The organism is Lysinibacillus sp. GW823-FHT02G10 (assembly GCF_058797135.1).
Map to the genome: position 1 here is coordinate 1840198 of NZ_JBXAJI010000001.1, position 20341 is coordinate 1860538.

The window sequence follows — 20341 nt, forward strand, 5'->3', positions numbered from 1 at the left end:
AAATCCTCTCTTTATTGCCACGACTATTCTTGAATATGCTTGCCCCCTTGTCCGTAAATCCCCTTTTATATACCGACATTTTCGTTATATATTCGTATAATAATCAAAGTTCAATAAAAAGACAATATTTTTTTGAAAATTTCTAATAGATAATCGTCTTCGTAAATCTATATTATTTACCTAAATAACCGCTAAATTCATTAATTTATCAGTATTTAAGGCTTCAAAAAGCATAAAAAAATGTCCCACACCATTTATTGGTTTGGGACATTTTTGTTTTTAGACAAGTTGATACATTTTAATAGGTCTGCCTCGAGTATGCTGCAATTCTTCCCCACAAATTCTCGCTAAATCTACATTACATAAATCTGCTACGATTCGTTGGGCATTTCTCTCGCTCATTTGCAGTTGTGTCGCTAAATCCTTTGTCGTAAAATGCTTCCAATGCATTTTTTGTACAAGTGCATGGATTTTCATATAGGTTTTAATACTAATATTCCCTTTTTTTAGTTTTTCTAAAATATAAGGGTCTTCTGCTCGGTAGGAATAGGATAGCTCTTCTACATTCCCTACCGATTCAATAATGGTGCCATCATCCTGTATCATCACGATGTCAATAGCCTCGTTTTCCTTCGTCTGTCTTAGTCCTCGGTGAGCATGTAACTCAGCATTGAACACTGTTTGAGCAAAGCCAATGCCCGCTGTCACCTTCGTCTCCATTTCAATCGACAACTGATACATTTTTTCCTGTAAAAATCGTATTTGCCCTTCAATCGCACCTCTTGTACTAAAGATCGTATATTTACCATTCCCCTCTTCAATAAGAGAGCCATCAATCTGTTCACAGAGCTGTAGTAGATTTTCCTTCGTACGCAATTCTAAATATTGAATACGATAGCCTTGCTTCATGCGCTCTTTTAATGAATCAAAGTCCTTAATTTCAAGCATGACTGCACCAATTTGTGTCTCTTTATAGTAGGACGTTTTGATCTTCTCTGTAAAAAGCTGAACTGTATGATAAATTTCTGTTTTTGTCGGGGAAACCCAATATGATGGAACGCCTCGTTTCTTCAGCTCTTCATCAACAGAGGGATAACAAGTAATCGCAAAATCAATTTTGCCCGCCTGCCAAAGACTATAGTGGAAATCAAATAGCTCTTGTGGATCAATAGCGACATCAAATTCCTTTAAATACATATGATGGACATTATGCTGAATCTCTGCAAGACTTTCTGAAGCCATTTGAGAAGGCGAAGGAATAATATCGATACTAACATTTTCTATAAACTTTTTTTGCTGATAGGATTGCTCTAAAAAACCCCGATAAATAGCCGCTTCGGAAAAAATAATATGGGTCAATTTATCTTTGGATACATTCGTTTGACTGGCAAGCTTATAAGGGATGTAACCAGAAAACAACCAGAAATCGACAGCCTGATTATGTGTCTCCACAAGATGCTTTGTTTCTGTCGCCACTTCATATATATACGGAATAAATTCCATATCCTGTTCGATTTCTCGTGCTAAGGCAATAATTCTTTCAACGGATTGAATGGGACCAACAACACCTATTTTATACATCTTTTGTTCCTACCTTCTTTGTGAAACTACAATCTTTATGTAAAAAATTTCTTCCTTTGTTGTACATAGTATAGCGGACAATCAAATTACTAGACAAATCTTATGTATAAAGAAAAGCCTCGAAAACTGTTCGAGGCCATCTGGAAGTAACAATTATTGCTCGGTTGGATACATGTTTGTATAGAGTAACTCTAATCTTTTAGAGAGCTTTCCATAGGCTGTTTGCCATGCTTTACGTGCAGCATCATTACTGCTCCCTGCTGGTTCGTATATAGCATGCACCTCTTCAACCTTCTTCAAATCACCCTCTGCTTGCGTGAGCTTCGAATAATTTTTAACAACCTTCTTATCAGCATCACTCAGAGCATCATAGGCTTTACGGATTTCACTTACTTTCTCCTGTAAACCATTGATATATTCACCTTTTACAAGAAGTGAATTGATGGATTCAATTAATGACAATGCATTTTCATTCGTTTGTTGTTGTCCTTTTTGCTTATCAATGATCAATTGTCTAGTTCCTGCATCAATCAGGCTCACTTGTTTAGATGTAAGCTTTTCATATGCCTTGATCACAGTGCTTGGATTTGAAGCAAAGGATTTCTCATAGGTCTTCATAAAGCTTTCCACTTTTTTCACGTCTGCAAGCGCAGTTTTTAAAATATCATAGTTCGTAATCAGTTTTTTCTCACTTGAACTAAGGCTACTATATTGTGTAGAAAGATTTTTAATACGTTCAATCGTTACGACATAGAGATTATTGGAAACAATTGTGGCAATATCATTATTTAGCTGTGTAATTTTCGATGCATTTTCATCTATATTTTGATTTTTTAATAAAGCTTCATATTGTTCTTTTGCTAAATGCTGCTGATTCGCAGGTAATTTCGCATAAGCTTTTTGCACTGTTTCAACTTTTTTAGCCTTTTTCGCAGCATCTGTTTCTTCTCTAGCAGTCTGTATTTTTTTATAGAATGATTTTACTCCTGTAATATCCTTATTTGCTGCTGTTAATAAATAATAATTTGTCACGTATTTTCTTGCAGCTGAAGACAATTTTTTATAGGATTCAGAAGCTGTATTAACAGCGGTTTCTAATTGATTGAATGAATATTTCGTAACATCCGCAAATTTGGCTATATCCGCCTTTAACGCCTCTGCTGCTGCTTTATCAGTAGGCACTTTACCATTGCCATCAACTGAAATCTTTGGCGTGTTTAGTAAAAATTCTTCAGCATTATATACAAGTGATTGCTGTAAATTTGTAAGATTATTATAAGCTTTTAAAGTACCTGTATAGCTTGAATTAAGTTTACTTTCCGTTACACCAGTTGTTGCAGATAATTTTTGATAGGCATCCATATCTTTAATTACTTTTTCAGCTGCTTTTAAATCTTTCTGTAAAGTAACAAGACTATCGTAACCAATAATTTGTGCTGCGGAGGCTTTTGTTAAGCTCTTATATTCCTTGATCATTTGATTAACATTATTGACATGACTTTGCCATGAACCAGCAGACGGATTGAACGGATAAACATCATCACTAATATAGCTATCTATGACATTATTTAAATTTATAATTTGGCTTTCTTCTGCACGTTCTGCTGTAGTCAAACGCTGCACATACACATCTGGCACTAATTTTAATTGTTTATACGTTAATTTTTCATAGGCTGTACGTATTGATTTAGCAGTCGTCACTTGTTTATTAGGCGTACTATTTGTAGCTAATTTATCAAATGATTTAATGAATTGCTCGACCTTTTTAATATCCGATTTAGCCTCAGACAAAATTGCTTGGTTTTGAACAGCGGCTCGGTAGCTTTGTGATAATTTCTCAATATCTGCTTCGATTGTCTTTACGCTCGCTTGTAAGGAATCAACATCCGAAGCTACATATTTCACAAGTGAATTTTCATAAGATAATAAATTAATAATAGCTTGATTGAGTTTTCTGACTTCTTTTATCTCTTCAAGATCATTTGGCTCGTTTAATAGATTTTTAATGCTCGTATATAGGGTCTCATCTACATCTAAGCTACGCTGTAACAGATCTAGCTTATTATAAGCCTCTTCTAGTTCCTTTATTTCTTTTTCATTACTAGTCTCTATTTTACTCCATTTTTCATTTAACTTAGTTATTAATTCAACATCAGCAAGTGCTCGCTTTAAGACATCATAATTAGACACATTACCTTTAGCTGCCGCTGATAAGGATTGATAGTTTTTTTCTAGTTCCGCAACTTTAGCACTAAATTCTGCTAAACTTGATACATTGTATTTATTATCATTGACCAGTAAAGCTTTAATCTCTTTCGTTAAAGTATCAGTGGGTTGTTTAGAGACTGTGATGGTATCAGATAGTTTAGATTCCGCAAAAGAAAGACCCACTTTTGCTTTGACAGTGACAGCAATATTTTTAATATCCTTTTCAATGGCATCCTTCGGAATCGTATATGTACTACCTGCAGCTCCCTCTATGATAGTAAAGGAGTTATCGCCTAATTTATAAAACCATTGATAACTATATGTAATTTGATCACTTTGCAATTTTGCACCATTCTTATCAGTTACAGTAATACCAGCTACTTTCACTGTTTCTCCAGGTGCTACAAAACCAGCGGATTGACCTTCTAACGTTGGAATGGTGATATCGAGCTCTAATGGCTGAATAGTGCGCGGTGCACTTTTAAATTTTTTACCGTCTGTCGTAGTTGCTTCCACAAAAATGCTTTTTCCAGCTGCTTCAACAGGCACTTTTAAGGAAATAGATGTTGCTCCCGAGATGGGCTTATTTGTTGAACCCTCTTCACCAGTAATTTCCTCTAGATAATACCATTGATAGGCATTGACGATTGAATCATTTGGTAATTTTTCTACTTTTAATGTTGCATTGACAATATTTTCTCCAGTGACTGAAACTGTTTCGGCCGCACCTGCTACAGTGGGAACGATAAGTGCAACAGGAATAGCTGCTGCTGTTAAAAATAATTTTTTATTCAAATCTATTGACCTCCTCAATCCTTCTCCTGAATTATATCGGTCATATGGCCATAATTTCCTTGAATATTAGGTAAATACTCTAAAAAGTGTATTTTTTCCTGATTTACTATTTAACAAATAATATTTTTTTGATAACGTTTTATCATTTTTGATTATAAATAAATACTTTTCAAACAAAAGCCTTCTAACCCACATTCGTAGCCTCTACGAAGAGATTAAAAGGTATTAAAAAAATATATGCACTTATGCTTCCGCTTCATCTGGTTATCCTCGTATCATATAAGTTGGTCGGGTCAGGGTCTTATAGGTATAGGGATTCGTATGTTGGGTTTCACTTACTTGGATACGAATCGTCATCCCTTCTCCTACTTTGCTATCTAATGCGAATTTCCCATTAAAAGCTTGAACGCGCTCCTGCATGCCTTGTATGCCCATAGAATCGGCAAGTAGAATATCATCTATATTACAACCAACACCATCATCGCTATACAAAATTTGGAATCCCTCTTCGGTGCCCAATAAATGTATTTCAACTGTATTAGCATAGGAATGTTTTAACGCATTGTTTAATAATTCTTGGAACAGTCGATAAATCATTAAATTTAAACGCTCATCCTCTAAATAGAGGCGGTCAATCGTATATATCAAAACAAAATTAGCCCGTTTATGAATTTTCTGTATTAGTTTTTCAAGGGCTGCATTTAAGCCCAATGTATCTAATAGAGGTGGCTTTAAGTTTTCGCAATAGCCCCTCAAATCATTCAGAGAGATAATCATATGTTCATGAAGCTTTATAAGTTTAGATGGGATCTCCTCTTTTTCTTTGGTATGCATGAGGACATCCATTTCCCTTGCAATGTGCAGTTGTTCTTGTAAAATCGTATCATGAAGTTCCTGTGCTAACTGATATTTTTCTTCCTCGAACCTTAGCCAGAGTAATTTATTGAGCCATGGTAGCTGTCGATTATCAGCTTCTTTCATATGCTTTAACTGATTTAAAAGCTCCTCAACCATTTTTGTGTTTTCGATAAAATTATTTAAATAGAGCAGCAATAATTCTAGCCAGAGCAGTTCCTCGTCCTTGAGATAAATCGTTTTATTATGATCCACAACAAGGATTCGTTTATAGTTCACATCCTGATGAATAAAGGCGATATAGAAATGATCTGTCTTTTTAATATCTCCCAAGCCTAATCGTTCGACTAGTACCTCATCTATTTGATGCTGCGTGTATTCTTTGGATTTATTTGTTAAGGTAACTTGATGTGTTTGAAAATCATATGTGAGCACATACACACTTTCCATTTCAAGCTGAACCACAACCTCCTGTACAAATTTCTCCAATAAGTCCTCAATTTTCACCACTCTACCAATACTCTCAACGGTCGTATACAAGCGGTGGATGTAGTCGCCTTTTGTAGAAAATAAAATTTTCCGCTTACGATAATCAATCCGCTCTTTAATGTAGAACAACGCCATTAACGATAGAAAGGCAAAAAAGAAAATCTCCGTCATGCGCGTAATTGAAAGATCAGTGAGTAAATATAGTCCTATTAACAACCACATAGTAAATCCAAATGAGAAATTGAAGTAATATCGTAATCGTGAAATAAAATACTCCATATCAAATATACGTTCAGTAAGTTGTGTAAAGATAAAACTAAAAGGAATAAGCATTAAGAATAGAGAACAAATTTCTGCAGAAAGTATATACCTATTAAATACTATTACAGGTAAAGCGTACATAAAAAGAAAAGGTAAAAATGGTATAAAAACACTACTCAACAGAACTTTTAGTTGAGGTACTTTATATTTTAGATACCCGACTATCATAATGGTTAATAAGGTCACCAAGAGTAGAAAGAAAATACCAAGTACAATATAAGAATGGTGGTAATGTGTATATGGAATTATTATACTAAAAAAACTAAGTATAACAGCAGATATAGGAATTAAATAAAGTATTTTTACATTTTCAAAAAATATCCATTTGAGATTCAGAAAATAAAAGTACTCTTTTAAAAAATGTATTAAAATTACTAAACATAACAACATACTGCTTCTATTTACTATTATTCCAATAGGATCTAGTCGGCTTGAAGCACCGCTACTAACATATGCCAGAGAAACAGTAAGGATAAATAAAATAAGTAATTTAATTAAGTTAGAATTTTTTTGTTTGTATTTAATATATAAAGTAATAAATAAAGTGAGTAGAAAATAACAAGAAGGAATAACTAACACATAATAGAATTGTTGAGGAATATCTAAATGCCTTATTTTCACCACTAATATCTGGCCATCTGGCTTTTTTATTACTAATTCATTTGCTGCTCTAATCACAGAATCATATTCTAGATTAGAAACATTTTCTGTGTGCGTACCATTAACTTCTAAAACAATATCCCCTAGCATTATTTGATGATTATCTGCCCATTTTTTAAAATATGGCTTCTTTACGAACCATTGGCCGTCTTCTTCTTGAATTTCAATATTTATTGAAGGAGAGCTATAAGTTACATTAATTAAATATAAACCAATAAATAAATAAAAACTTATAGCTATCCATATAGGTTTATTTATAAAATATTTTAGTACCAAATTAAACTTTGAGAACAGAAATCTTCATCAAACGAATCCAATATTGCCTTTTGTTCTAATGCTGTTACACCAATGAGAGAAGCTTTTTTTTCTTTTAACAATGTCACTAACGTCGGATTTTGCTCTAAATACTGAATCATGTTAATCATTAAAATCGCCTCATTTCTTCATTTTTTTAGTTTATAGTCACTATTTTTTGCCAATAATTCCTCTTAATAAGGAATTATTAACCATTTATGTAACTATATTTTCATTATACTACCTCTCTCCAATAATTCAACATAATTTTCTAAAAAATTCAAAAAATAATAGATTACGTAATAATTTTGCTTTATTTTCAATTATTTTTCTCCAATAATAGACATAAAAACAAATGAAAAGCTCCTTCCTTCTAGTAGGAAGAAGCTTTTCATTTTTCTCTTTTGCTAATACCGACACCCTTCTTGTAGCCACTTGTAGAAATCACAAGTAATCAATGTTGCATGCTTTGGGTTCATATCACCACTATCTACTGCTAAAACACGATAATCCTCTGCCTTTATGTCCATTAAAAAGACCATTCCTCCACTATCATCACCAATTGCAATATAGCCTTTTGCATATTCCTCCACTTCCCAAGTCTGGTTTCTTTCTATTACTTCCTCTGTACCATAAATGAACACGCCATTCGTAAACGATAAACCGTTACTTTCCTTTAATACAAGTGTATACGCACTCGGAAGTTGGCAATTCAGCCTATGTTCTATGTGCACAATTTGGTGATCTGTTGCTGGTGGATTTGCTGTATAGCTATTATGTATAGGTAACATGTCGTCACCGTCCTTTCCAATAAACTTTTTTACGTCTGCGCTGCACAAAATTTATAAAACGCCAGGATTAAGGCATCAACCTTTTGTTTACTGACAATTTTACCTAACCATTCTTCTGGAATATTGTCCAACTGTTTATACATTCCCGCGATCGATCCTGTAATTGCTGCAACGGTGTCCGTATCTTCTCCTAAATTAACTGCCATCAGAATCGCTTCTTTAAATGTTGTAGAATTACCTACACACCAAATAGCCGCTTCTAGCGAATGAACAATATAGCCACTCGATTGAATCTCGTCTTCAGGCGTATTTAAAAAGTTTTCATGAAAAATCCTTGCATAAGCATTTAACTCTGCTTTCATTTCATTTTGTAAATTATTTTGGAGTAGTTCAAAGACCTCTTTTAAGGCCACTTCTAGTGAATTATTTCGGTATAAGCTTAATAATAGTTCAATGTAAATGATGGACCCTACTATGGAACGTGGGTGACCATGAGTAATCTCTGTATACTGATGAACTAATTCTTTTCTTTTAGTAAAATCTACCTCATGCATGACAACGAATACTAAAGGAGCAATTCTCATTAACGTACCATTGCCATTATCAAACTCGCCCGTTTTACCACATTTTGCTGGCGGAACACCTTTTTTATAGTTCGAAACGGCTTCAGCTGTAGTAATTCCAATATCAAACATTTCGCCAAATGGTGTGAGATAGCCCTGCTCCATGTATTGTACAAATTTATTCATTAATGTTTTGGTATCCCCATTTTCAATAATGTTCTCGACCAGGCAGAGTGTTAAAGAAGTATCATCAGACCAAGTACCAGGTGGCTGATTGTAAGTACCGTACCCCATCACATCTTGCACATGGAAAGTCCCTCTTTGTTTAAACTCAACAGGTACGCCCATTAGATCACCGATAATCCCACCGTATAAAGTGTCAAACACCCGCTCCCTCAATTTTGTATCTACCATAGATGCCACCCCTAACTTTAATTTAATTTATCACAATTCAAAAACAGTACATTTAATTTTATAATAAATCAATTCCTCATTTATTATTTTTTCGATCTCTCTCCAATCTCCTCCAGCTAAACCTGAACCAATTTTAGGCATCTGTATCGATAATCTATTTTTTAATGCAAACCTCGCAACTTTTCTTAAACATAAACGAAGCACATCATAATCAATATAGGTTGTACGATCTTTATCATTTTTCCTCACACCATGCTGTGCAAGCATATTGGCAACAAAATTAGCTTTCTGCTGGTCTGCACATACAAACTGAACCTCTCCTAACCCAAAAGTTTCTTTATCCTTCGACCATTTTACATAATCATTTTTAGCAATAGGGAATTGCTTTGATAAAGATAAAACAAAGCCTTTTCCCCATTTTCCTAAAATATTGACTACATGAATAATGAGTGTATGTTCTTCTAAAGGAAGAGATGCATCGCCCTTTAAGTAGTTTATTGGAGATTTGTTAGCTACAATTCCCTCCTGCCATTTGTTCTCAAAATCTAATCTTGTAATAGGTACACTATCGCTTACATCTAAACTATCGATATGTCCGTCATACAATAAAAATCCAATATCTTCGTTCCAATCGTGCAATGATGAAGAACAGTACATATCGTTTTTTATTATATTGATCTGCCTAGTTGCAACGCCATCATCAAATTCTGTATACAATTGTCCATAACCTTTTAAAAATTCAATATTATCACATTTATAGTATAATAGACTATTACCAAACTTGATATCTTCTTCCACCACTTTCCCCCCTTAATAGAACCAACCTAACCCTATCATATTTTTGTGCTTAATAAGGTGCAAAGATTTTATTAATTATACTTTCGATTGTAGATAGTTAGGCACTAACTCTAAGTCCTTAAATTGAATCCCTTTAAGATGGAATTTTTCACAGATTTAAATTTTTCTGAACAAAACAGGTATCTTCCAAGTTTAAATCGTTTAATGGAAATAAATCAAGATCAGAGTCTTTTAACACCAATCTTATATACTTATCAACGAAACTTCCATCAACTTTTAATTTTGCATTACTTAGCACTTCTCTTGTAAGATACTCAGATTTTTCATAACTAACTCATGCATGTCTTTTTGACAAAAAAACCGCTCACATGAACGTGAACGGTTTTGGAGACTATGCTTTTTGATAACGAAGCACTGGTGTACGAGCAGCGCGTGTTTCGTCTAGACGAGATACGACTGTTGTATGAGGTGCTTCTTGAACGATTGATGGATTTTCTTCTGCTTCTTTCGCAATTTGAATCATTACATCACAGAATGCATCTAATGTTTCTTTAGATTCTGTTTCAGTTGGCTCGATCATCAACGCCTCTTCCACATTTAATGGGAAGTATGTTGTTGGTGGATGGTAGCCAAAGTCTAACAGACGTTTTGCGATGTCTAATGTACGAACGCCTAGTTTCTTCTGACGACGACCCGATAAGACAAATTCATGTTTACAGTGACGGTTATATGGTAGATCATAGAATGGCTCTAAGCGACGCATCATGTAGTTGGCGTTTAATACAGCATATTCTGTAACAGCTTTTAAGCCATCAGGACCCATTGTACGAATGTACGTATAAGCACGAACATTGATACCAAAGTTACCATAGTAAGGTTTTACGCGTCCGATTGATTGTGGACGATCGTAGTCAAAGTGATATGTGCCTTCTTCAGTTCTTACTAATACTGGTTTTGGTAGGAATGGAATTAAATCTGCTTTTACACCTACTGGACCAGAACCTGGACCACCGCCACCATGTGGGCCTGTAAATGTTTTGTGTAGATTTAAATGCACACAGTCAAAGCCCATATCGCCAGGACGTGCTTTACTCATTACAGCATTGAGGTTCGCACCATCATAGTACACTTTACCGCCTACAGAGTGAATTAGCTCTGCCATTTCGATAATGTTTTCTTCAAATAACCCTAGTGTATTCGGGTTCGTTAACATTAGTGCTGCTGTATCAGAGCCTACTACTTTGCGAAGGTCTTCGATATCAACTAAGCCATTTTCATCTGATTTAACAGTGATTGTTTCAAAGCCTGCTACTGTCGCAGATGCTGGGTTTGTACCGTGAGCTGAATCAGGAACGATTACCTTGTTACGGTGACCTTCACCATTTGCTTCATGGAAGGCACGAATCATCATTAACGCTGTCCATTCTCCATGAGCACCTGCTGCTGGTTGTAATGTAACTTCATCCATCCCAGTAATTTCCACTAAAGAAGTTTGAAGATCATAAAGAAGCTCCATTGCCCCTTGTGCTGTTGATTCATCCTGTAATGGGTGAACATTTGCAAAGCCAGAAAGACGTGCAACTGTTTCGTTAATTTTCGGATTATATTTCATCGTACAAGAGCCAAGCGGATAGAAGCCAGAGTCTACTCCATGGTTTCTACGAGAAAGTGCTGTATAATGACGCATAATATCAAGCTCAGACACTTCAGGTAGTTCTGCTGCCTCTGAACGTACTAAGTTTGCAGGTAATAAATCTGCTAGGTCTACCTCAGGCACATCTAGTGCTTCTAAACTATAGCCAACGCGACCTTCTTTTGAAATTTCAAAAATGAGTGATTGATTTTCGTTATGCATTAAGAGCCCCCATTTCTGCAACAAGTGCATCAATTTCTTCTTTCGTGCGTAATTCAGTTACTGCGATTAGCACATGATTTTTAAGAGAGTCATAATTTTGACCTAAAGGATAGCCACCGATAATACCCTTTTCGATTAAGCCTTTATTGATTTCCTTCACACATTTATTCGTTTTCACAACGATTTCATTGAAGTGTGCGCCTTGGAATGCTACTGTAAAGCCTGCTGCTTCAAAGGCATTTTTTGCATAACGTGTTTTCGCGATATTTTGAGTAGCCATTTCACGAATTCCTTGTTTTCCTAGAGCTGTCATCGCTACAGAAGCTGCAAGTGCAAGTAGTGCTTGGTTGGAGCAAATATTCGAAGTTGCTTTATCACGACGGATATGTTGTTCACGTGCTTGTAGTGTTAATACGTATCCACGACGGCCTTCACCATCCACTGTTTCACCAACAAGACGTCCTGGTACCTTACGCATCAATTTTGTTGTCACTGCAAAGAAACCACAGTGTGGGCCGCCGAAGGCTTCAGAAATACCAAATACTTGCGCATCACCTACACAAATATCAGCACCAAGCTTGCCAGGAGGCGTTAAAATTCCTAATGCCAATGGGTTAGAAGATACAACGAGTAAGCTTTTTGCAGCATGTGCAATATCCCCGATCACTTGGATATCTTCCACTTGTCCAAAGAAGTTTGGATATTGTGCAATAACAGCTGCTGTGTTGTCATCGATTAACTCTTTTAATGCACCCACATCTGTCACACCATCTTTTTGCGGGATAGTCACGATATCAATGGATTGACCATATGCATATGTAGCAACAACATCGCGATATTCTGGGTGCACTGCTTCTGACACTAAAATTTTCTTGCGACGCGTATGACCAGCTGCCAACATACCCGCTTCTGCCAATGCTGTACCACCGTCATACATAGAAGAGTTAGCAAGATCCATTCCCGTTAGCTCAGCAATCATCGTTTGGAATTCAAAGATGGCTTGTAGCTCACCTTGTGAAATCTCTGGCTGATATGGTGTATAAGCTGTATAGAATTCTGAACGAGAAATAACATGGTCTACGATCACTGGTTTATAGTGGTTATAAACACCTGCACCTAAAAATGATACGTTGGCATTTGTGTCCTTATTTTTAGCAGCAAGTGCCGTTAACTCTTTTAATAACGCAGATTCTGATTTTGCTTCTTTAATATCATAAAGGCCTTTAAAACGGACTTTCTCAGGAATATCCTCAAATAACTCATCGACTGAGGATACACCGATTACGTCTAACATTTCTTTTTGATCTTGCTCCGTCATAGGTAAATAACGATGTTTCATAAATGTAGGTCCCTCTTTTCAACTATTATTTTGAACGCTTGTAAAACGGTGTTTCTACTGTTATTACCTTTAAGTGTTTACCGCGAATTTCAATTTCTAGTTCAGTTCCGATTGTTGCGAATTGACTGTCAATTAATGCGTGACCAACATTACGTTTTGATGAAGGAAGCTGTGTACCAGTTGTCACTTCACCGATTTCTTGACCATCCTTAAACACTTTGTAGCCATGGCGTGGAATGCCTTTATCAATCATTTCAATGCCTACAAGTTTGCGTGGTAGACCATTTTCCTTTTGAGCTACTAATGCTTCATGACCAATGAAGCCTTCTTTATTTAATTTCACAGCGAAACCAATACCAGCCTCTAGAGGAGAAATTGTTGCTGATAGCTCTTGACCATATAGTGGTAGCCCCGCTTCAAAACGAAGTGTATCACGACATCCTAGTCCAGCTGGAACCACACCTTTTTCTTGACCTGCCTCTAAAATTTTACCCCAAAGCGCTTTGATGTCTTCTGGAGCGCCATATAATTCAAAGCCATCTTCACCTGTGTAGCCACTGCGAGACACTAATACTTTATGTCCTGCAACCTCCACATTCTCTTGGAAGCGGAAAAATTTAATGGCACTTACATCAGTCGAAGTAAGGGATTGAAGAACTTCTTCTGCTAGTGGTCCTTGAAGAGCAATTTGTGCGTAGGCATCCGATTGGTTATCAATCGTCACATCATATTGATGTTGATTTTCCATCATCCAATCATAGTCTTTTTCAATGTTAGCTGCATTGACACATAATAAATAGTGATTGTCAGCTAATTTATATGTTAATAAATCATCAACAACGCCACCATCTTCGTAGCACATTGCCGTGTACTGCGCTTGACCGTCAACAATTTTTGATACATCATTTGATAAAAGATTTTGTAAAAAACCTAATGCATCGGGACCTGTTACTAAAATCTCTCCCATATGTGATACATCAAATAAGCCTGCACGATTACGTACTGCATCATGTTCTTCTTTAATAGAAGAGAATTGAACAGGTAATTCCCATCCACCGAAGTCAACTGTTTTTGCACCATATTTCGCGTATTCTTCAAATAGAGGTGTACGTTTTAATTCATTCGACATTCTTTTTTGCCCCCTTATTGTTAGTTACATTTTTACTGGTAGTAGTTCGTCTGCTTTTTGTATTCCTACAGTCACTTAAGTAAAACGGGCTATAGACATAAAAAAAGACAGACGAACCCCTTTTCGGGATTCTCTGTCCTTGCACCTGAAAGTTACACCAGACTGGCTCGCAAGCTTTACCGTTGCCAATCAGTCGGCTTTCCCCTTTGGTGGCTGTTATTGTTATACTACAGCTCTCTCCAGAGTTGCGTCTTGTACGAGTCCTTTTACCTGAGAGATTCATAGCCCATTGCTACTTGCTCCTTCGGTGACGTCTACACGCTCTCTCCCCGCACAATCATCCGCCCAAGATAAATCTTGGTACTATTTAGTATTCAATGAACATTTAGTTACTTATTTGTCTATATCCTAACATTAAATGCATTGGAAAGGCAATCATTTTTTAAAAGATAATAAAACACGAACATTAAATAAAAATAAGCTACTTATCGTTCGTTTTTCAATCTTTTCACTTGAAATACTAAATACTCTAGAATTTGGCGAATCGTCCTACCTTCTGTCAGTACCTGAATATGACCTGCATCACGGTAAAACTTCCTTCTGTAGTGATACAGACTTTCTAGCTCCTCCTTTGTAGAGCTCTGTACAATGGGTCTATTTGGATCATGCTGAACTCGTTTATAAATATCCTCAAACGACGCATCTAAAAAAAACACCAGTCCACTGCGTCTCATAATTTTTCGATTTTCAGCATTGATGGCAACGCCACCACCAGTCGAAATAATACAGGCCTCGTCCCTAAAATTTTTCAAAAATTCTGTTTCTATTTCTCGAAAGTGGGCCTCACCGTATTTTTCAAAAATCTGTGGAATTGTCATCCCCTGCTGACGCACAATCTCATGATCCATATCGTAATATGGCATCTTCAATAAATAGCTTAAACGTCTTCCTAATGCACTTTTTCCACTACCCATAAAACCAACTAAATATATTTTTCGCAATTCGATTCACCTTCTTATAACTACGATTCTACACTGTCTGACAAAATTTGTCCCAATAAATTTATCGTAGCTCGAACATTCAATTTTTCTAGCCCATCATATGTTCGATACTGCATTTCATAAGACATATAATACGCAAGAACAAAAGTAGTTACAAAAAATAATAATGCAATTGCGATCAAAAAAATAGCCCCTCTGTCATTTTTCAATAATTGGCACATAAAAGGTTCGCTCCTTTTGAATACCACTAGCCATTTCAACAGCTACCGTCAGCTTATTTTCGGAATAGCTAAATTGACATTTATTGATTCCTATTAGCATAGGAACATGTCCACCCTTTACCTGCTCACGAATAATATTCGAGTAGCAATCAATATGATGGAGCGTATTAGCTGTTTGGAAAGTTATTCTTTTTTGATCTTCACGAATGGAAAAGGTGGAAAGTTCTTTTAGAGAGAGGTTCAAGTCAGAAACAAATAGTTCCCACTTTGTTTGTTCATCTATTAGCATAGTTGATTTCATTTCAGCAAACCAAAGTATTATAAGGACAAAAAAATGAGAAATAAGCACAAAAACGACTAATTGAAACATAGCTTCTATTAATGTATAGCCTTTTTCATTCATGCACTTCACCTGTCACTTGGATACATTTTTGGCGTGACTCTTGTAAATTTTGAAATTGGACACAGACTTGTTGTTCGTCAACTATCCAATGATAAGCAACCTGTTCAATGGTCCGAGAGCCCTCTGTTACTTGAATCGCATGGTACTGTTTTAAACCTTCGTATGCTGTTTCAGCTGCAATTAGCTCCATTTTTTTATTAGCAAGATTTGTTTTCATCGTATAGGTAATGGGAATTAACGAGGTACAAAGCAGCATCAAAATACCCACACCTAAAATAGTTTCTATAAAAGAATAGCCTGACTCATTCAATCCTAGCTCTCCCTCGCCCTAATGTTATGATTACTTTTTTCTTGCCCTGTGGTGTTTTAAATGCCATGGTGCCTGCTGTCATCACATTGCCGCTATAGTTATAGACAAGTGTTTGAATTGAACTCTCCGCTGGCAAAAATTCAACCCCCTTTGGAAAAGAGCGTTCATATAAATGAGTATAAATATCTTTTTGAATAGTATAACGATTTGTTGAACCTTCCATTTTCAGGGCTATATATTGTCGTTGGCTCATACTATAGGTTTGAATATATTGAATATCCAGTTGTAATTGCGTAAAAAATCGTTCTAATTCCTTGGTTTCTGCTATTTTCAATGAGAATTTACTAACAATCGCTGTTAAACTCATAACAAGAAATAAGACAACCAGCATTTCAAGAATTGTAAAACCACCGTTTTTATGAACATTCATTAGCTATCCGTACCTGTTTCCAAGTTGACATTGGCTGGACGTACCTCTCCCTCATTAGTAATCACTATTTCTTCTTTATTTGGGCAGGTTGTTTCATTTTCCTTTAAATAGCCCTTCGCCACTAAATCCTCTAAGGTAGGATAAGCCATATAATCTACACGATACGCCTCTACTTGACCTTGTACCATGCTTATATAAGCCGTACAGCCTTTCTTATCTATTGTGGCGAAATGCTTTGTAACATTTGGGATTGTAATTAAAATAAGAATGGATATAATTAACAAAACTATAAGCATCTCAATTAAAGTAAAACCAGCTTGTTGGTTAAGACGTTTCATCATCTTCCTCCTAAACTAATTCAATCATGTGATAGATGGGTAATAATAAACTGATATAAGCCGCTATTATACAAGCAGCTATAAGGATAAAGAAACTTGGCTGCACAAAAGCTAATATTTTTTGCAAAAGCTGTTCCTGCTTTTCCATTAATAAATCGCTATACAATACTAACTCTTTTCCTAAATATCCGCTGTGCTCGCCATGCTCAACGAACATCGGAAAATCCTTTTGAAAAACGGCCATGATCGTTACCGCGTGTGTGAGTGATTCCCCAAAGATGACTCTATCTTTTATACGCTGTGAAAGAACTTGAAGAAATGGTTGTAGTTGCTGTTCCTCTAATAGCTGTAGGCTTGCTTGTAATGAAAATCCACTTTGTAGTAAGCTTCCTAAATAAGCAGCAAATTGCCTTGTCAAAGTCAACCTAAAATAGCGTTGTATAAAGGGGATTTTTAATAAGACTGTAAGTTGATGAGCAACAGCTTGTCGTTTAAGATAGAATCGAAAAAGGAATACGCTACCTATTACTATGAACATGGTCGAGATAACTACATCTGGAACATGCAATAACAGATTGGACAATGCAATGCTTGTCTCTTCTGTTTCAGAGGTACGACTGCCGACCATTCTTTCAATGTTCGGCAAAAAAAATGTACGAAACACAAAAAATAATAACAATAAAAAGATAATCAGTGTGACAGGATAGATCAGCAGCTTGATTAACTTTTTTTTAGTCTTTTCACTTACTGTTATCTGTTTAGCTACACCTTTAAATGCTTCTATCATGTGGCCATTGTTTTCCGCCACCTTAATTGCCATTAAATAATGATTCCCTAGCTGTAATGTTTCAAATATCCCTGCAACGCCTACTCCTTGTCTGAGCTTTTCATCAATTTGCTGCTGTATGTCCTCATGTGCTTCAATATGATGAGGTAGTAGCATGGAAATAGCTTGGGGAAATAAATATCCTTCCTGCATTAATACACATAAACGATTGAAAAGCTGAGCTTGCTCCTTTACCCGCCATTTCGTAGCCCGATTATAAAAAAGAACAATTTTATCGATGTATGTTTGTAACTGCATATAGGCTCTCCACTAATTCTTTTTGTCCCATTAATGTTAAATCATAAGGAAGTTTGTAATTGCCCTTATCTTTGATGGCGGCGATGGCTCTTGATAGATGGTCATCATGTAATATCTCATAGACAGCTCGACGTTCTTCATGTATAGCTGAGGTTTGAACAAGCATTTGGGCAACTATACCGATAACCGTTTGACGAAGCTCCTCTATCGACACACCTAAATCCATTAAACGATAGAGACAATTAATGGAGTCTTTTGCATGAATAGTGGAGACAACTAAATGCCCTGTTAGAGAGGCTTGGATGGCAATATTTGCTGTTTCTCTATCGCGAATTTCACCAATCATAATGACATCAGGTGAATGGCGCAAAATGGCTTTTAATCCTGCAGCATATGTAACGCCTGCTCGCTCGTTGACTTGAATTTGAAGTAAATTGGCTTGGCTGTTTTCTACAGGATCTTCTAAAGAAATCACATGTCGATTCAATTCTGTGGAACAGTAGTGGATGAGGGAATAAAGTGAAGTAGACTTGCCAGAGCCGGTTGCTCCCGTAAAAAACAGAAGACCTTGTCGGTTTTGTACCAGCTCCATGAGTTGGTAAGCTGCGCTTTTGGAAAAGCTTAGGGAAGTTAGTGGAAATGCATGATTTTGGAGAAGTAAACGAATAATTAAGCTTTCTTTTAAAAATACAGAAGGCAGTGTGGATACACGAAACGAATAAGAATTTTGCTCCATTGCCTTTTGAAAGGCACCGCTTTGAGGTTTACGACGCTCACTAATATCTAATTCTGCAAGAAATTTATAGTAAGAGATCATTCTTTCTGCAAGTTCATGAGGTAGCTCACCAGCGTGGAGAAGTTTATCATATTTTCGAAAATAGATCCGATATTTTATGTTTCCTGGAACTAGCAATAAATCGGATGCTCCAAAATGATAGGCCTTTAGTAAAAGTTGCTCACATTTTTGTTCAACAACTGTTTCAATATTCTGCATATATGCACCTCTCTTTTAGTTCATTCGAATATGACCGCTCTATTCGTTATTTCCTAGTATAAGGAGGAACTCGCCACGAGAAAAGCCCTTTTCAGAAAATAAAAATTTATAAGTTAATTTTCTGCCAATAATGTTTTTTGCTATAAAAATGTGGATAAAGTGCAATTTTCCACTAAAAAAGAATATAAATACATGAAAAAATTAATATTTATGCCGAAATGAACTGTATCTTTTTCAATAATACAATATAATAGTATCAACATGATTATTTTCCTAACACTTGGTAGACGAACATAATTTTTATAATTAATTAAAGAGGTGAAGCTCATGATCCATCCATTAAAAATTACTAGTACACTAGCGGATGAAACAAGATACTCTATTTATGAGTACATATTGCAAGAGAAAAAAACAGTTACTGTACAACATATTGCTGATAAATTTGGTATCCATCCAAACGTTGCTCGACTTCATTTAACGAAGCTTTCAGAAATAAATATTATTACAGCTGACTATGTAAAAACAGGTAAAGGTGGCAGACCTGGACGTGTTTATAAAGCTTCAGAAAAAGGCGTATCTCTTACTTTTCCAAGACGTGATGAAGATCGTTTATTAAAATGGACGATACAATTAATTGAAGACTTTGGTCCATCTGCATTAACAAAGTGCCAGGAAATTAGCTACCAAGACGGCTACCAGCAAATGAAAAATTATATGAGTGCTGAATTGACATTAAGTAATTCTCTTTCCTTCGATGAAAAACTTCAGCTATTAACGGACAATGCCGCTTTAATTGGCTATATCCCACAGATTCAACAAACTGAGCAAGGAAAAAAAGTTATCTTCTCCATCTTCAATTGTCCATTCCAGGAGCAACTGACAGCCTATTCTGAAATTGTTTGTTCATTACATGAATCCTATTTAAAAGGGCAATTAGATGCATTGTTTACGAACAATGAATTTGTGCAAATGGAAAGTATGATACATAATTGCGATTTATGTAAATATGAAATAAACGTGACAGAAATCGATAGCTAGATTAAAAATCCATTTGTTTGTCACAAACATGGAGAAGTTCCAGTTTACAGACACCTTTCATATCATTTATAATGAGTAAGAGATTATTGTGTCGTGGGCAAAAGGAGGGGAAATTTCATGGATAATATGTATAAAGTTATGGCATTCTGGACAGGTATTTTTGCCGTTATGTTCTACCTTGGAGGTATGAACGAGGTATCGCTATTATTCTTAGGTAATACAGGTTTATTCTTATTATTAGGCTTCTTAAACCTTTCAGAACGTATGTACATGTACATTTTCGGAGCATATTTAACTGTATTCTTCGCTGGCTTCACGTACTATACAACATTCATTCACGTACCTGGTGGCGGTCATTAATACAAACAAAATCGCGTATCTCACTTTCGGTGAGATACGCTTTTTTATGTGCTAAAACAGTTTATTATCC

The 20341-nt window shown here is 35.8% G+C and carries 20 protein-coding genes and 1 riboswitch; of the genes, 2 read left to right on the plus strand and 18 right to left on the minus strand.

Features of this window, described 5'->3' with window-relative positions:
* Window positions 1-279: 279 nt before the first annotated feature.
* The 18 genes from AC1RFD_RS09565 to comGA all read right to left on the minus strand — a co-directional run bounded on the left by AC1RFD_RS09565 (window position 280) and on the right by comGA (window position 18873).
* A complete protein-coding gene (locus tag AC1RFD_RS09565; RefSeq protein ID WP_054549149.1) occupies window positions 280-1581 on the minus strand; it encodes a hypothetical protein in 1302 nt (433 codons plus the stop codon).
* Window positions 1582-1734: 153 nt separating this feature from the next.
* Complete coding sequence (locus tag AC1RFD_RS09570) at window positions 1735-4584, minus strand: hypothetical protein (protein WP_288584368.1); 2850 nt, start codon at window positions 4582-4584, stop codon at window positions 1735-1737.
* Between the two features lie 264 nt (window positions 4585-4848).
* On the minus strand, window positions 4849-7185 hold the full coding sequence (locus AC1RFD_RS09575) for an ATP-binding protein (protein ID WP_492474859.1): 2337 nt from the start codon (window positions 7183-7185) through the stop codon (window positions 4849-4851).
* Window positions 7176-7334: a competence pheromone ComX gene (gene comX / locus AC1RFD_RS09580; RefSeq protein ID WP_009370188.1), complete on the minus strand. Its 159-nt coding sequence runs from the start codon at window positions 7332-7334 to the stop codon at window positions 7176-7178. Before comX ends, AC1RFD_RS09575 begins: the two co-directional genes overlap by 10 nt.
* 276 nt (window positions 7335-7610) lie before the next feature.
* Window positions 7611-7994: an SMI1/KNR4 family protein gene (locus AC1RFD_RS09585; RefSeq protein WP_066036352.1), complete on the minus strand. Its 384-nt coding sequence runs from the start codon at window positions 7992-7994 to the stop codon at window positions 7611-7613.
* 29 nt (window positions 7995-8023) lie between these two features.
* The gene (locus AC1RFD_RS09590; protein WP_054549146.1) at window positions 8024-8971 is read right to left on the minus strand and encodes an ADP-ribosylglycohydrolase family protein; all 948 of its coding nucleotides are present in this window, start codon (window positions 8969-8971) and stop codon (window positions 8024-8026) included.
* 30 nt (window positions 8972-9001) lie between these two features.
* The gene (locus AC1RFD_RS09595) at window positions 9002-9769 is read right to left on the minus strand and encodes a macro domain-containing protein (protein ID WP_492474860.1); all 768 of its coding nucleotides are present in this window, start codon (window positions 9767-9769) and stop codon (window positions 9002-9004) included.
* Between the two features lie 391 nt (window positions 9770-10160).
* Window positions 10161-11624: an aminomethyl-transferring glycine dehydrogenase subunit GcvPB gene (gene gcvPB / locus AC1RFD_RS09600; RefSeq protein WP_048392265.1), complete on the minus strand. Its 1464-nt coding sequence runs from the start codon at window positions 11622-11624 to the stop codon at window positions 10161-10163.
* Window positions 11617-12963, minus strand: a complete 1347-nt coding sequence (gene gcvPA, locus AC1RFD_RS09605; protein WP_216485571.1) for an aminomethyl-transferring glycine dehydrogenase subunit GcvPA — start codon at window positions 12961-12963, stop codon at window positions 11617-11619. Before gcvPA ends, gcvPB begins: the two co-directional genes overlap by 8 nt.
* Before the next feature lie 25 nt (window positions 12964-12988).
* Window positions 12989-14092 carry a glycine cleavage system aminomethyltransferase GcvT gene (gcvT, locus tag AC1RFD_RS09610; RefSeq protein ID WP_054549144.1) on the minus strand — a complete coding sequence of 368 codons (1104 nt, stop codon included), beginning with the start codon at window positions 14090-14092 and terminating at the stop codon, window positions 12989-12991.
* 248 nt (window positions 14093-14340) lie between these two features.
* Window positions 14341-14433, minus strand: a riboswitch (glycine riboswitch).
* 144 nt (window positions 14434-14577) lie between these two features.
* The gene (locus AC1RFD_RS09615) at window positions 14578-15093 is read right to left on the minus strand and encodes a shikimate kinase (RefSeq protein WP_004231053.1); all 516 of its coding nucleotides are present in this window, start codon (window positions 15091-15093) and stop codon (window positions 14578-14580) included.
* A gap of 20 nt (window positions 15094-15113) precedes the next feature.
* Window positions 15114-15275, minus strand: coding sequence for a hypothetical protein (locus AC1RFD_RS09620; protein WP_225340350.1), 162 nt, complete (start codon window positions 15273-15275; stop codon window positions 15114-15116).
* A 16-nt stretch (window positions 15276-15291) separates the two neighbouring features.
* Window positions 15292-15717, minus strand: coding sequence for a competence type IV pilus minor pilin ComGF (gene comGF / locus AC1RFD_RS09625; protein ID WP_054549143.1), 426 nt, complete (start codon window positions 15715-15717; stop codon window positions 15292-15294).
* Window positions 15710-16027 carry a hypothetical protein gene (locus tag AC1RFD_RS09630; RefSeq protein WP_054549142.1) on the minus strand — a complete coding sequence of 106 codons (318 nt, stop codon included), beginning with the start codon at window positions 16025-16027 and terminating at the stop codon, window positions 15710-15712. The genes comGF and AC1RFD_RS09630 overlap by 8 nt, the downstream gene beginning before the upstream one ends.
* Entirely contained in the window at window positions 16020-16457 is a 438-nt protein-coding gene (comGD, locus tag AC1RFD_RS09635) for a competence type IV pilus minor pilin ComGD (protein WP_048392261.1), read from the minus strand. Before comGD ends, AC1RFD_RS09630 begins: the two co-directional genes overlap by 8 nt.
* Window positions 16457-16795 (minus strand): competence type IV pilus major pilin ComGC, encoded by a 339-nt coding sequence (comGC, locus tag AC1RFD_RS09640; protein WP_048392260.1) that lies wholly within the window; start codon window positions 16793-16795, stop codon window positions 16457-16459. Before comGC ends, comGD begins: the two co-directional genes overlap by 1 nt.
* A 10-nt stretch (window positions 16796-16805) precedes the next feature.
* Entirely contained in the window at window positions 16806-17879 is a 1074-nt protein-coding gene (gene comGB, locus AC1RFD_RS09645) for a competence type IV pilus assembly protein ComGB (protein ID WP_048392259.1), read from the minus strand.
* Window positions 17854-18873 (minus strand): competence type IV pilus ATPase ComGA, encoded by a 1020-nt coding sequence (gene comGA / locus AC1RFD_RS09650; RefSeq protein WP_492474861.1) that lies wholly within the window; start codon window positions 18871-18873, stop codon window positions 17854-17856. Before comGA ends, comGB begins: the two co-directional genes overlap by 26 nt.
* 327 nt (window positions 18874-19200) lie before the next feature.
* Between comGA and AC1RFD_RS09655 the strand changes: the two genes are divergently transcribed.
* Window positions 19201-19911 carry a helix-turn-helix transcriptional regulator gene (locus AC1RFD_RS09655; protein WP_048392257.1) on the plus strand — a complete coding sequence of 237 codons (711 nt, stop codon included), beginning with the start codon at window positions 19201-19203 and terminating at the stop codon, window positions 19909-19911.
* A 117-nt stretch (window positions 19912-20028) separates the two neighbouring features.
* On the plus strand, window positions 20029-20271 hold the full coding sequence (locus tag AC1RFD_RS09660) for a DUF2626 family protein (protein WP_004231035.1): 243 nt from the start codon (window positions 20029-20031) through the stop codon (window positions 20269-20271).
* Window positions 20272-20341 lie beyond the last annotated feature (70 nt).